The organism is Flavobacterium sp., from assembly GCF_027484945.1.
In the GTDB taxonomy this organism is placed as follows: domain Bacteria; phylum Bacteroidota; class Bacteroidia; order Flavobacteriales; family Flavobacteriaceae; genus Flavobacterium.
This window is the reverse complement of the sequence record NZ_JAIXRZ010000049.1, coordinates 1-14987: the sequence shown is the minus strand read 5'-3', so window position 1 is coordinate 14987 and position 14987 is coordinate 1. Positions and strand designations below refer to the sequence as shown.

At 32.9% G+C, this 14987-nt stretch carries 11 protein-coding genes; 2 read left to right on the top strand and 9 right to left on the bottom strand.

The annotated features are described in order from the left end of the window. Together Q0039_RS06640 and Q0039_RS06635 are read left to right on the top strand one after the other, a co-directional pair. Nucleotides 1-1003 (top strand): hypothetical protein (locus Q0039_RS06640; RefSeq protein WP_297510951.1); only part of this gene is annotated, 1003 nt, incomplete at its 5' end. Nucleotides 1004-1021: 18 nt separating this feature from the next. Beyond that, entirely contained in the window at nt 1022-1768 is a 747-nt protein-coding gene (locus Q0039_RS06635; protein WP_297510946.1) for a hypothetical protein, read from the top strand. A gap of 36 nt (nt 1769-1804) precedes the next feature. On the opposite strand, the gene Q0039_RS06630 is transcribed toward Q0039_RS06635, so the two are convergent. The 9 genes from Q0039_RS06630 to Q0039_RS06590 form a co-directional block, all read right to left on the bottom strand. After that, nucleotides 1805-2371 carry a hypothetical protein gene (locus Q0039_RS06630; RefSeq protein ID WP_297510944.1) on the bottom strand — a complete coding sequence of 189 codons (567 nt, stop codon included), beginning with the start codon at nt 2369-2371 and terminating at the stop codon, nt 1805-1807. Nucleotides 2372-2396: 25 nt separating this feature from the next. Further along, a complete protein-coding gene (locus Q0039_RS06625) occupies nt 2397-7052 on the bottom strand; it encodes a tetratricopeptide repeat protein (RefSeq protein ID WP_297510941.1) in 4656 nt (1551 codons plus the stop codon). 427 nt (nt 7053-7479) lie between these two features. Further along, nucleotides 7480-8484 carry a hypothetical protein gene (locus tag Q0039_RS06620; protein ID WP_297510938.1) on the bottom strand — a complete coding sequence of 335 codons (1005 nt, stop codon included), beginning with the start codon at nt 8482-8484 and terminating at the stop codon, nt 7480-7482. A gap of 9 nt (nt 8485-8493) precedes the next feature. Continuing rightward, nucleotides 8494-9525: an acyltransferase family protein gene (locus tag Q0039_RS06615; RefSeq protein WP_297510935.1), complete on the bottom strand. Its 1032-nt coding sequence runs from the start codon at nt 9523-9525 to the stop codon at nt 8494-8496. A gap of 140 nt (nt 9526-9665) precedes the next feature. After that, the gene (locus Q0039_RS06610; RefSeq protein WP_297510932.1) at nt 9666-10172 is read right to left on the bottom strand and encodes a DUF350 domain-containing protein; all 507 of its coding nucleotides are present in this window, start codon (nt 10170-10172) and stop codon (nt 9666-9668) included. Between the two features lie 9 nt (nt 10173-10181). Beyond that, nucleotides 10182-11879 (bottom strand): hypothetical protein, encoded by a 1698-nt coding sequence (locus tag Q0039_RS06605; protein ID WP_297510929.1) that lies wholly within the window; start codon nt 11877-11879, stop codon nt 10182-10184. Nucleotides 11880-11881: 2 nt separating this feature from the next. Beyond that, entirely contained in the window at nt 11882-13183 is a 1302-nt protein-coding gene (locus tag Q0039_RS06600) for an OmpA family protein (RefSeq protein ID WP_297510926.1), read from the bottom strand. 1 nt (nt 13184) lies between these two features. Then, nucleotides 13185-14324: a hypothetical protein gene (locus Q0039_RS06595; RefSeq protein ID WP_297510923.1), complete on the bottom strand. Its 1140-nt coding sequence runs from the start codon at nt 14322-14324 to the stop codon at nt 13185-13187. A gap of 10 nt (nt 14325-14334) precedes the next feature. Further along, nucleotides 14335-14987: DUF4407 domain-containing protein (locus Q0039_RS06590; RefSeq protein WP_297510918.1), on the bottom strand; the 653-nt coding region annotated here is incomplete at its 5' end.

Here is a 14987-nt window from a genome sequence, read left to right as displayed (position 1 = left end):
CCAATTGGCCCAACAAGGAAATCCAGAAGCAGCAACATCCATGTTGCAGGAAGCACTAAATACCGCCCAGGGCATAATTGATGATTTCGATAAAAGTAGAGCCTTGGCATCCATTGCAACCCAATTGGCCCAACAAGGAAATCCAGAAGCAGCAGCATACATGATCCAGGAAGCCTTAACCACCGCCCAGGGCATAAGTGATGATTTCTGGAAAAGTGACGCCTTGGCATCCATTGCAATCCAATTAGCTCAACAAGGAAATCCAGAAGCAGCCTTAACCACCTTGCAAGGTATAAGTAAAGATTTCTGGAAAAGTGGAGTCTTGGTATTCATTGCAACCCAATTGGCCCAACAAGGAAATCCAGAAGCAGCCTTAACTACCACCCAGGGCATAAGTAATGATTTTGATAAAAGTAGAGCCTTGGCATCCATTGCAACCCAATTGTCCCAACAAGCGAATTGGCACTTTGCTGAAATTGTAGGGTTAGAAATTCAGCAAATTAGTGAGCGACATAATTGTTGGAAAGAAATAGCTAAAGTAAAGTTAGAAAAATATGATGCCTTAACTTCATTAAAATATTATTCAGAGTTTAAAAACGAAGAAGCTCAAACCTTTTATCTTAAAGGATGGGCTGAGCATGTAAGCATACTAAGTATATCAAACGGGGTATTTTGTGAAGCATTGCCGCTTTTAGCACAAAATACAGAGGCACTAGAACAGTTCCTTCAAACTTATGCTATTCAAGTGCTGTTTTTTGAAAACCCATCACAAGTCAAAATACAAATGCTAAATCAAACGCTCAACTTACAATGGGCTTTAGATGTCTTGTCACAATTTCCAGCGCCACAAAACACATCGCGTTTATCCACCAACCTCGATACCTGGCTAAACGAAATAGCAGACGAAGATGACCAAGACCAAATTACGCTTTGGGCCAAGCAAGTAGCTAAAGGAAAAATTACGGAGGAGGAGTTTTTATTGAAAATAAAAGAATTTAAATAACAATAATATTCAGTAACTATGAATAAGAAATTTTATGTTATAACGATAGTAGATGGAAATGCAATTAAAATCAAATTAAAGAAATGGTGGAGGGATAATATAGGGCCTACTAACAAGATTTCTCACGCTTTATTTTTCGCTTTACTAGCTGATGGATGGAAATCAGAGGTTATCGGTAATGAAATTCTATTAATTTCAGCTGATGCTGTTAATGGGGGAGAGGAAGAGATTGTTTTACCTAATTTTATTAATCAAAACGAAGAATTTCATATTGCTGAAATAAATAATACGGATGGAAATTTTGAACTGATGTCTACTTTGTTCTCGTCATTTATTGAATCTTATACTGGACTTAAAGAACATGGTATTTTGAGAAACCAAAAATATATTACAGGGCAATTAGGTGAGTGGATAGCAAGTATTTTATTTGAAGCAGATATTGCGACAAATGGTATAAATCAATATTGGGATTTAGAAGATGCTCAGGGTAATAAATATCAAGTGAAATCACATGCTAAATCTCATACAACTAATGCAAGATGGTCTAAAATTGAATATCCAGCAAATGCACCAATTAATTTTATAGTAATTGTAGTATTTAATCCAAACTACAAATTACAGGAATTATATAAAATACCATTTGAAGAAGCATTGAATCGCTGCACTTCTAAATATATACTTAACTGGATCCGGGTTAATCAATATAAATTCGATAATTTAAGAGAATTACTTCAAGAGAACAACTTGGGATTCATTGCAAGTTGAGTAAAATAATAGTTTCATGAAGTATTATTTAGTAAATCATGGATATAATAATCTTGCACGATTCAAATTGGACCAATTAACTAGTATTTTGGGATTATGAAGTATAATTTTCTCGTAAAAAGTATTTAAGACAAATCGGTCATCGGTGCCTTTGGCTACAATGTTATTGGTGTTAAAAAAGCACCTATTCCAAATTTCAATCGCAGATTTGAATAATTGACCATAGGTGTTTTGAAAATTACGTGAGTTCTGAACGAATTCAGAAAAACCGAGTTGAATTAATTCTTTGCGGATTGAAGGAATTTCTGCTTTTTGAATTTGTGTGACGCCATAAAGCGTTGCATAGTGTAATGTTACTCCTGGAGCTTCGAGATAGAACAACTCCAATTGTTCAATAAATACATCTTCTCGATTGATACTAAAGCAAGGAATAAAGGCAACATGTTTGCCTTTATACAAATAGTTTTGAATAATTGGGCAAAAATTAAATTCCTTTAGTCCTAGATGCTTTGTTTCTTTTCCATTGGTTATTTTTATACCAAAAGAAGAAAGAGATTGAGGAGAGATAAAGCCGTTAGTACTTTTGTATGTTTTTGCGTTCATAGAAAATAATTTGACCATTGAAGTATTAATATTTTTCTCTAATCCATTCAGGAAGTTCATTTTCTTTGCCCAATTCTTTGGCTAAGCGAATACAGGCAAGAATTGATTGTTGGGTTACTTCTGCTTCAATACCAGCTTCAGGATCGTTTTTTCTAATTTCCGCAGATTGTAAATAATATTCTAACGCCACTTTGTTTTCAGCAAGTGCTTCATAACATTGGGCGATACGGAATGGATATCCTCCTCTTTTACTTATTTCTAATCCTTGTTTAAGTGATATTATTGCTTCGTGATACAATTGCATTTCTTTTTGACAGTCACCAATATATAATAAATAGGTGGCTACATCTGGATGATGGCTTCCGTTTATTTTATTTTGAACATCCAAACAAAGCTGATAGAATTCGAGTGCTTTACCTAATTCACCTTTATTGTAATTCGCCATTCCAATGCTAAAATAAGAATTAGCTACATCAAGGTGTTGATTTCCGAGAGTATTTAAACGAATATCCAAACCCTGTTGATAATATTCTAGCGCTTTATCGTATTCGCCTTTGTTATCCCAAACAACACCAATATTGTTATAGGAATTGACAACTTCTGGGTGTTGGTCGCCTAGGGTTTTTAAACGAATATCCAAACATTGATGGTGATACTCCAGCGCTTTATCGTATTCACCTTTGCTGTTCCATACAGAGCCAAAGTTGTTGTAGGAAGTGGCTACATCAGGATGCTGATTTCCGAGAGTTTTGAGACGAATATCCAAACACAGTTTATAAAACTCCAGCGCTTTATCATATACTCCTTTGTTATCCCAAACAACACCAATATTATTGTAGGAATTGACCACGTCTGGGTGCTGTTCGCCAAGAGTTTTTAAACGAATATCTAAACACTGATTGTGAAACTCTAGTGCTTTATCGTATTCGTCTCTGCTGTCAAAAAGAGATCCAATATTGTGGTAGGAACTGGCTACATCAGGATGTTGGTTTCCATGAGTTTTAAGTCGAATATCTAAACTTCGCCGATAATATTCAAGTGCTTTTTCGTATTCACCTTTGTTACCCCAAACAACACCAATATTGTTATAGGAATTGGCTATATCAGGATGCATGTTTCCGAGAGATTTAATTCGTATATTCAAACCTTGTTGATAATATTCTAGTGCTTTGTCGTATTCGCCTTTGCTGTCAAAAACAAAGCCAAGGTTATTATACGAAGTGGCTACATTTGGATGCTCGCTTCCTAGGTTTTTTAAAAGAATATGCAAAGCATTTTGATAGAATTCAAGTGCTTTATCGTTTTCTCCTTTGCTGCTATAAATTGAGCCAAGATTATTATACGAGTATGCTACATCAGGATGCTCGCTTCCAAGGGTTTTTAAACGAATATCCAAAGCATGTTGATATAATTCCAATGCCTTGTGGAACTCTCCTTTGTTATCCAAAGTCACACCAATATTACTGTATATAATAGCTATTTCGGGGTGCAGGTTTCCGTAGGTAATTAATTGAATTTCCAAACCCTTGTGACAGAATTCCAGCGCTTTATCGTATTCGCCTTTACTATTCCAAGCAGAGCCAATATTGATGTAAGAAGTGGCAATATTTGGATGCTCGTTTTCAAGTGTTTTTAAACGAATATCCAAACCTTTGTGGTAATACTCCAGCGCTTTGTCATATTCACCTTTGTTATACCAAACAGAGCCAATTTTGTTAAATGAGGTGGCTACGTCTGGATGCTGATTTCCTAGAGTTTTGAATCGGATATCCAAACTCTTATGATAAAATTCCAGCGCTTTATCGTATTCACCTTTGTTATTCCAAGCCAAGCCAATGCTGCTATAATATGTTGCCACTTCTGGGTGTTGGTCGCCGAGGGTTTTTAATCGTATATCCAAACCTTGCTCATAGAAATCTAGCGCTATGTCGTATTCACCTTTACTATCATAAATATTGCCAATGTTGTGGTACGAATTTGCAACATATGGGTGTAGACTACCGAGGGTTTTTAGTTCAAGATTTAAACACTGCTGGGAAAACTTTAACGCTTTATCGTATTCGCCAAAATGATCAAATAATTCCCCTAGATTTTCGCAGATTTCAGCATCATCAAGGAGGTTGGAATTATTCAGATTTATTTTTAACAAAAACATTTCTCCTTCTTCTTTGTCAATCTCACAAATTCCACGAAGCCCTAGATTTATGGAAGCTTTCGAAGAAAAATCATTTCTAGGTAATACATGCAATGCGAGCTCTTTTCGTAATGGATGTAAGATCAATTCCACTAGAGTTTTATCAACCTTAAGCATTGCCTTCCAATCGTTTTCAGTGGGTGTTTGCAATAAGATATCTAATGTTTCTTTAACTCCAGTAGTTTTCAAGTGAATCACTATGGGTGTAATACAAACCTCTATAAATTCCTCTCCGGCATCAATCAACTCACAAACAGTATTCAAATCACCCTGCAAGGCACAGTGTTGCAAATAAGCACCAACCCCGGCTTGTTGTATTGTGCTGCCTGTTTGTAATAGTTTAGTTATTTGAATTAATGCAATGGGCGGTTGTTCGCTTTCCAATTTTTTTCCCAATAGATGTAAGAGTGCGCCTTCCACCGTAAATCCTACACAAGAATTCAAATCCTTCACATACCGGCTTACCCATCCAAGGTTTCTCAAACGAGGGTAAGGAGCATTTAGTTGATTGGTAGTAAAATAACTTTTTAGATTCTCATCCTTTAAGACATCGTCGAGCAACAATTCATTATCTCCTTTATTCCAAATGGCATCAGCTAAAGCTTTGAAAAATTCTTGCTCAGATAGGGTGAATGAATTTAACCAGTCATTCCAAATATCTAAATGTTGGTTTCCTTTTTTAGGGAGGTTCTTGCCTTGATACGTTTCTAAAAATAAACGCATCACCAGTGGATTGCTGATTTGATTGTATAATGCTCGATCAAATGTGGCAAGATCATCAAAATCAAACAAGGGTTTAAACTTGCTTTTATCTTTTTGGACATAATATTCCCACGCCTGCTTCATTTCTTCCATTGAAAGATTCGTAAGCCAATTTGTATATGCACTTACCTGGATTTCTTTGTCATTCTTAGTGCCATATAGGAAAGATGCTTGCTCAGTGGTTATTGTATACCGATTAATATCGTCAGCGGTATTGGCTCTGCTACTAACTACAAATTTTAAACTACCCGGTTCAAAGTATTTGGAAATGTCAAAAAGCTCCTGCCAAAGCGCTTCGGAATGGGGGGCTTCATTTAGTCCGTCAATTAACACAAAAGTGGGTGCATCTTGTGTACCGGCAAGAGATGGATATTGGGATAAGATTTCTCGCTCATCAATATTCAATAAATAGCACAACTGTGCTCGCAAGGTTGTCTTTTCCATACGACCAGCACGTATCAACAATGCAGGTATATTGCGACTGGTGTATTGCTGCTGCATTTCTACCAACAGATTGGTTTTTCCGCTTCCAGCTTCTGCGGCCAAAACATAAATGTTGGCAAGCGCACCAATCCATTCATTAAGCTTGATTTCCATTTCCTGCCGGTGGACATATACGCCAGGAATAACTTTTTTCTCTGCTATAAGGGTGTCTAGAATCAGCTTGTTCTCCTCAGCAACACGTGATAAAAAGATATCTTTAGTAAAAGCTTCAGGACTATACGGTTGCTCTTTTTGCTTGTCACGCAAGAGCATATTGAGTCGCTCGAGTATTTTACCAGAAGTTTGTTTTTCTGTGCCTTCCGGACTAAAAAATTTGATTGTTTTACCGGTGTAGGATTCGTAGGTTAAAATTTGTTCTTTATCTTCTTTACCAATAGCAACCTCGCCGGGAACCACAAAAAATGGAAGGATATCTAAGGTTTTTCCTTGTATATTTTGTATCCAAACGTGTCCTTGTTTTGCATGTTCATTTTCGCAAGGCTGCAATTGGTCGCTTTGCAATCGGAACGTTTCTCCGTGTTCTGTTTTAAACATGGGATAGCTAGTACTAAAGTTCATTTGTAACAACAGCTCCATGAAAATGGGGAAGTACTCGGCCCACAATTGATTTGCTGTTTCATTGTCTAGCGTAAGTCCATGGCCCAAATACCGATTCCTGAAATTGATGAGCATACCAATGGCAGTCGCTTCCTGTTTTTTCAATTGTATATCGCCATTACCATCGATGAATTCAATTTCACCTTTGTAGAGTTTTCGTTTTTTCCCAGTTTCTACGGTTTGGTAATATAAAGGCAATTCTGGACAGAAGAATTCATGATTATTTTGTTGTAGAAAAACAATTGTTTCACGTATGTATTGGTTCCAAGTCCCAAAAGAAGGCTCTGCCAAGCTTGTGTGGAAAAGTGCCACCATTCGTTTATCTTTAAATGGACTTTGAAAGAATTCAGATGCGGTAAGTAAGGCCAGATACTTCAGGTAATTCAAAAAAGTGTCTTTAAGCAAGTTTATTTTGGTGCCTGGATGATTTTCATTTATTGCCTTTTTAAGTGGATATGCAATTACATAGGGTAATGCATTTATCAACAATCGATCAGATTCACTAATAGATTCAAAAACTACCAATGGTTCATCACAGAATGGACATTCCATATCAGATGGATATACTTTTCCCTTTTTATTTTCAGGGGCTGAACAATTGATATTTTCACAAATAAAGCTCATTCTTTTAAAGACTTAAACGTAAGTAATTTGGAGATAAACAAGAATTCAAATTAAAATTCTATAGGATAGAACATTATTATTTTAAAATATTCTATCAATACGTTGGGTTGAATTATTTGAATTAAAAAATATAAATCAAATGATTGTTAATCAAAATTCAGTATTTGTAAAATCGATTAATTATCAAAGCTCTTTACAAAAATAATTAAAAAAATAATTTTAGGGTTTTTGAAATGTGAGTTTTTGGATAAATGATAAACAATCTTGATTTAAAATTTAAATTAGATTTTGGAATAAAATCAAAGTTGAATGATTAATATTTTACTGTATTGAGTATAACAACTAAATTTATTTTACATATATTGAATATACTATTACTACAAGACTAATCCTTTAATCAAATGATATTAGATTTTTAGTTTTACAATTAAATCAAAATAATAAGTAAAACGACAATAAACGATATGGGAAAAATCCATCTGGAATGGTATTCGATGGTATCGGATATTCTTTTAGCTTTTTCATTACCATCCGAGAGATTAAATGTAACAACGGTTTGTGTCATAGCATAGAATATGTACGAATAAACAAGATAGAACACTTTGTCTACGATTGTATAATAGGAAACCTTTGGTAATGAATCACTAATAGTCCATTGAAATGCGATTGCAGCTAATAAAGAAGTTACGGTTAATGCAGATGCGGTTCCTATTTCGTGATCAGGAATAAAAAACACCAAGTAGGAGAGTACTAATACTACAAAAAGGGGTAGAGCTAATTTTAGCATAATTCCGATGGGATTTCTAGAAATTTCAATTTTAAAGTTAATTCTGGAATATTCATCATTACCCTTTGTCGATGGATCACCAAAATTGGTTTTGTAAATAAAATTCGAATTGGTAGAAATCAAGTCTGTAATTGTATATTGATCACCATTCAAAATATCAATGTTATTATCAGATAATTTATTCATGTAAGCATTTTGATCATCTTTAACATAGATGATGTCTGATTTATTGTAGCTTGTGTTTTCTAAAGAAATTGTCAAATCTTGAATATCATAGGGAAATTTGTGATAATCAGCTTTAAAAGGGAAAGTTGCATTGCAAACACCGGTTACATAATAATACTTCTGTTCTTTATTTAGAACTTCTTGGGTAATTTCGATTTCTGAAGAAGAATTAATAAATTCAATGTCAGAAACTTTTTTATAATCTTCATTTACATCAATCGAATCGACACGAATCCACCAATAAAACAAGATAGTAAACTCTTCATCGGGCTGATTAAGTTTTAAGGTTTTTATATAAATTCCGGTTTTACATTTTATAGGTTTATCTTCTGCAATAGATTTGCTTGAAGGAGGAGTGTTTGCAGTAATTAAAATTGTACTTAACAAAGTTAAAATAAGAAATGCAATGCGATTTTTCATAATGTAAGTTTATAGACCTAAGAGGAATAGTATGGGTTTTGTTATTTTATATTGTAAGAAATAGGGGTGCATTTTAGAAATTAGTTTTGTTAATAAAATAATACTAAAAATAAAAACAATTCCAATTAATAGAAATGTATAATATTCATTGATCATAACAAAAGTAAACTTTGTAATGATGAAATTAATCACTATAACATGCATTAAATATACGAATAAACTTAATTTACCTAATTCAACGAAAATTGACTTAACTTCAAAAGTAGAGTTAATGAAACCAATTAATAAAGAAAATAATCCGAGTAATAATAAGCCATAGAACGGAGTTATAGGATAAAAAATTTCCAAATATTTGTCTCTAGGATTATTAATCCATTCTGGAAATAAAATAAATAAAAAATAGGATACTAAAAGTAGGATAAACCCTAAAGTAAAAAAGTGGTTGAATTTTTTTATATCGTTATTAAAACTACAAGCTAAATAACCCAACAGGCTTATACAAAACCAAGGTACTAAGGGAAACCAACCATCAAAAAATAACCTTTGTAATGCTGATTGTATAGAAAAGTGAGTTAAATTATAAATGGAAAAATCATGTTCAATAATTTGAAAAGTATAATTTAAACAAAGTAAGCAAAAACCAAATAGTATTAGAATTAAGAACATTACACCAAACTTCACAATAGACTTTGAAGTGTGTAAGGCAATTAGAATTAATTGAGAAAAACCAATTAAGTAAAGCACATCAAAAGTTTCAAAGGGAATTATATTCCAGATGAAAACATCAATAAACACCGCAACAAATAGAACTTGAAGAGCTCTTTGTATTATAGTACTTTTGGGTTTATTGTGCTGAAAAGATAAATTTAAAGAATAACCACTCAAGAAAATAAAGAGTGGTGCTGCTGTTGAAAATAAAAATCGAATTAAAAAGGGGATAGGTTCATTTATTAATACATAAGGCGCTGAGTTAGCTAATAGCATGATTAAAATAGCTATACCGCGTGCAAAATCAATTCTTGTATTCCGTATGGGTTTCATTTGGGGTTTCATTAAGTATTTCAGTTGTTTGGATTGTAATTAGCCATAGATAATACCAAAAACTATTAAGGATAGTGAAGTTAGTAACTAGAGATTTTTCATCAATTTGGATGATATAAATTTCTTCTCTTTTAAAATAATTAATAAAACTTTGGAATTTCAGGATATGGAATTAAAGCTTCGCACAATGCACCAACATATTCGTCTACAATAATTGAAAGTCCAAATATCATGGCTATGGTGATTAAAGCGATTGGGATGTTATTTTTTTTAATTTCTTCTCCTTCATTTACTTTAGTCAGTTGAAACAATACGAGTAATCCTGATGTAATTACTAGGATAGTACAAAACAAACCAATAAGTACAAAAATAGTGATGTAACCTAAGGAACTCATAATTGTTTGAGAGGTGAATTGGTTGTTTGGATTTAAAAAGCGAATTGCGTTTAGAGCTGGGCTTAAAATAGAAGATAAAATAAAAGAACCTGAAATGATAATTCCAGTTTGAAAAATAGCAAATGAAGTATTTTCCTCTTCAATTTTGTAAACACTTTTCATCAAGTATTTGATGATTTTAAACAAAGCAAACAAGGAACTTATTCCTATCGCAAATGCTAAAAATAATTGTAAAACACTAATAGTTCTCATAATGAAAGTTTAGTTAAAGTTATTTGAATATAAAGCGATATCCCAATTGGACATATCGCGTTGCTGTGGTGATATCATGCCAAGTCGGAATCCTTTGTTTGTAAGTTCTACACCGTAGTGTTTACTGCCGTTTATTGTTTTGTATGAACCATTGCCTACTGGTAAACCCACGCCTAAAATACTGTGTCCATAGGCTTGACTAATCCATACCGAGGCAGCAATATTTAATTTACGTAAAATTGCATAGCCCAATAAACTTCGCGTATCACAATCGCCTTTTAAATTATGTAAAAACTCATACGGTGATTGAACACCTCCTGGGATATTGGGTAAACATGGTTTTCCATCAGCATGATAATCGGCTAGAAAGGAACTGCCTTGCTCATTTTTTATTATTTCTTTACACGAACTTTGATGCACAAGGACATAAGGAATTTCTTGTATAAACGTAATTACCATTTCAGCGGTTTGTAAAGAGTTGAGTTTTTTTGCTTTTGCCTTTTTACCCAAAAGTTTAACAATGGAATCTACTTTGGTATTATCCAATTCATCTAATTTTTTGTATAATTTGTGGTAGTAACTTACAGGATCTTTACTTGTGCTCATGAAGTTTTGATCGGCTGCAGCATGTGCTTTTTGAGTTTCAAAAAACGACTGTACAGAAGTGTTGTATTGGAGTTGATAGGCATTGGTAATAAAATCATACCATCTAATATTTTTACCAATTAAATAGTCGGTATCATTAGAATTTCCACCTTGCTTTTTTACCGCTTTTGGGGGTTCAATTTTTACATTTCCATCCTTTTTTTCAACGGTAGGATCGCTTAAGGTTAATTGGTTAGAAACTAACGCATAAATAAACAAACAAATGAATAAAAAGAATAAAAAATTAAAAGTTTTTTTAAAAAAATTAACTGCAACAAAACGACTTACCAACCATCCAATAGCACTAAAAATAGCAAATTTATATAAACTACTATAGTATAGAGAAACAAAACTTATTAAGAAAATCCAGAATAAAGCGCCCAAGAATATTAAAAACCAATTTTTAGAGTACGAAGGCAATATATTAGTAAATAATGGTGGAGATGCTGCAATAGGTGCATTATTCGATGACGGAATAGTAGCAATAGTCGGATTAGTACTATTTTGATCAACGGTATTCGTTATGATTGCATCCGATTGGTTAACCCCTTCTGATTCTTTAACCGTCTTAGTTACTTCGGAAGGTATTGTTGGTATTTTTATTTTAAATCGAATCGTGCCTTGGATTTCAATGAAGTCTTTTTTGTAATGCAGCTCTGAGTTCGGATCTAATATTATATCACGAATAATAACTTCAAACAAATCGGTATTAAAATGATGTTGCTCAGTTATTGGAATAAAAACTTCTGATCGTCTTTTGAGTTTAGGCAAGCCTAAGGAAATCGATTCGATCCAAAAAAAATCGTGTTTAAAATTTACTTTCGGTTGCGCTGTTTTCCAATAAAATGGATTTAATTTTGATTTACGTGCAGCAATTTTTTCAGTATAATAAAAATCGCCAATTTTCTCTTTTTCAACATCATAATTCTCAATTAATTGCAATGAATCAATTTTGATATAATCCCAATTAAATTCGCGAAAATTATACTTCCCAACATTAAAAAGTAATCCTTTTAAATTGGAAATACCCGTAAACTTCCCTTCAAAACATTTATATTCCATAATTATTTATTGGGATTTTTTTTAATACGTTGTTTAGTAACATTCTCTTTTTCAGTTTCGGATAAGCGGACTTCTACACGTCGGTTCATCGCTCTTCCTTCTGGGGTTTCATTGGTAGTTTTGGGTTCAGATTCCCCTTTTCCAATAGCTTTAACGCGATCGCCTGCAACTCCACCATCAATTAAGTATTGGCGAACTGCCTCTGCACGTTCTTGAGAAAGCTTTAAATTGACTTGATCATCACCCAAATTATCAGTATGTCCAATAATTTCAGCTTTTACTTGTTCATTTTCAATTAAATGCTTCGTTAGGCGATCCAATTCTTCTTTAGAGGAGTTCAGTAGTTTTGCTTTAGATTGTTCAAATTGTACATTAGGTAAACTAACAACGCTAACTTTTGTTTTGGTTGTTTTATCTTCATAAATGATTGTATCTTTTTTAACGATTGTATCGATTTTCTCTTTATTTACTTCGATATAAATTGTATCGTGAATTACGGTAGTTTCAGTGTTTCTCGATTCCGCTTCTTTGTTGCAATTACCTAAAAGTACACACCAAATTAGCCAAAACAAAAGCCCTAGTGCCAAAATCAATGATAAGCAACCACAACCAAATTGTGAACAGCCACTACTTGTACAGCCTGTTGGCAGCATCGGGTTAAAACAACCGGCATTGGTAGGCTGATCATTTATAATCGATGTATTCAATGCTCTTGAAGTAAATCGATTGATTAAGTTTTTGAGCCATGAGTTAAATCCAAAGAAATAGCTAAAAATAGGTTTCATCAAATCTGCAAAGCCTAGTAAGCATCCTTTGTTTTGCGAAAGAGATGTACTGTTTTGATTCGTTTGGGTTAGTTCTACATTGTTTTCATCAAAGCGCCTAACAACCTTGCAATAGGCAGTCCCATTAATTATTCCGTGCTGATTACCAAGATTTGTGGATAAAAAATTAGTATTCTTATTTTGATTTAGTAAGGTTTTTTCAAAATCGAGTATTGATAAATTAGGTTGTTCTGGTTTTAAAAAAAGTAAAATTTCTGAAGCAAAATAACGTCCGTTTTCAGTAGTATTTGAATTAAAATGACACTCAACGGGCATATTTTCACCAACTTGATGAATATAAAATGAATGCTCATCTTGAAGCGAAAGTGGAAATTCTTTTACGGCTTGTGCATCAAAAAGTCGAAATCGGGGTTCTAGTTTTATTCTAGAAATTTTATATGAATGACTAATTGATTCTTTACCTAAATCAACAAATTGACAATGCAATTCCCCTTTATATATGATAACTTCTTCTCTCAATTTATTTAGTGCTGATTGTATTTAAAAACGCTATAGTTGTTAGGTTTACACTTGGTGTTTTATTTGTATTGATTACGGTATTAAACGGTGGGTCTAGGTAATATGATTTTTTTTGCAGTTCTTCATAATATTGTGCAAGTTGTAATTTTTCATACTTTAAACTTAACGCCTGTCTAATTTGATTTTCAGTGGCCTTATAATTTGCTAGAGTCATTTTTAAATAGTGTTCATTGGCTAGTTTGAAATAGGTAAATTGAGGATTGTTAACCAATTGAAATTTAATGATATGACATCGAAGCATGAGGATGCCAAGGATTATTAATAGCATATAAAAACTAGCATGCGTACTATTCAATCGATAGGAGTGAATAATGTACAATTGATTAGCATTATTTTCAATATACTTTTGTAACGCAGTTTCGTTTTTTGCACTCCATTCTACAACAAATTCAATTCTTTGCTTTTTTAATTTATACAACTCATCACGATAAATTGAACTTAGTTCACTATTATATTTTGTTTGAATTTCGGAAATTTTACGATCAATTTTCAAACAATTTAACTTAAAATTATCCTGTAATTGCTTTTGATAATTGATGCGTAATTCATTTCGTTTATCCGAATTTATTTTTGAGGTATAGTGATAATTAAATAAACAATTAAGCGGTAGAACAATAAAAACGAGAATAGTCCCCGTTATGATAACCCGTATAATTGTAGCAAAGGAAAATATTTTGCGCAATTGATTCAGTTGGCCTGTAATTTTTTTACGAATAGAAACCGACGAGTTTGAATTTACTTCAGGGGTTATTTGGGGTGCATTATTGGCATCTATTTCCTCTGGATTTGTGTTATTAGACTTATAGATCGGGTTTTGAATTGTAAAAATTGAAAATCGAATGATATTAATAATGATGACGGCAAATATTACACCTAATGGTGTGGAAATCAAAACATTGTTGGTTAATAGCATGAAAAATTCAAACAATCCTAATACGGCAGCAAGAAAAAGCAATCCAATGTAAATAGCCATTGTATGTATTTTTCGTTGTTCAACTGAATTAATTGAATTCCATAAATTATCCTCTATTCCAAAGAATGTAAAGGTGAAAGAAGAAAATTTATTTTGAAAAAAAGCCATGTAAAATATATTATTGGTTCAAAAATGAATCAGGATTTTTTTCTACTTCTTTTAGTTTATTCTCACCCCATTTATGAACAATTTCAGTAGTGATTTTTTTCTGTTCTTCTAATTTTTCTTCACGTTCATGTTTGGCTAATTCTACATCAGCATAACGGTACTTTTCCATATGAATTAATCCATTGCGCCCTTCAAATAATTTATCTTCTTTGAAAACACCATGTTCAGTTTGAATTTTATGATTGAAATTTTCAACCATATAATCATAAGGTCCTTTGGTCATCATCATTTTAAAAAAGATTGGACCCATTTCTATACACAAGAAAACAAGTAAAATTACCCATGGTATAATTCCACCAATTTCGTGACTAATTTGAATACGTTTTAATAAACCATCATACCCATGAGCTGTTTTTTCATTGTCTTTATAACTTTTTTGTAACTCGTCAGTAAGTTCATTGATTTTTTCATTACTAAGGTCCAGTTGCTTTCTCCAACTTCTAATATCTGCAGCCTTCTGTTGTATGAATTTATCTTTTTCAAGACGTTTATTATCGATATCAGTTTGCATTTTTTTTGCCACGGGACCAAAACCATAAGCTCTTTTATCCTGCATTTCGGCTTGTTGTATAGCAACTAATTTATCTATTTCCCCATCGAAAT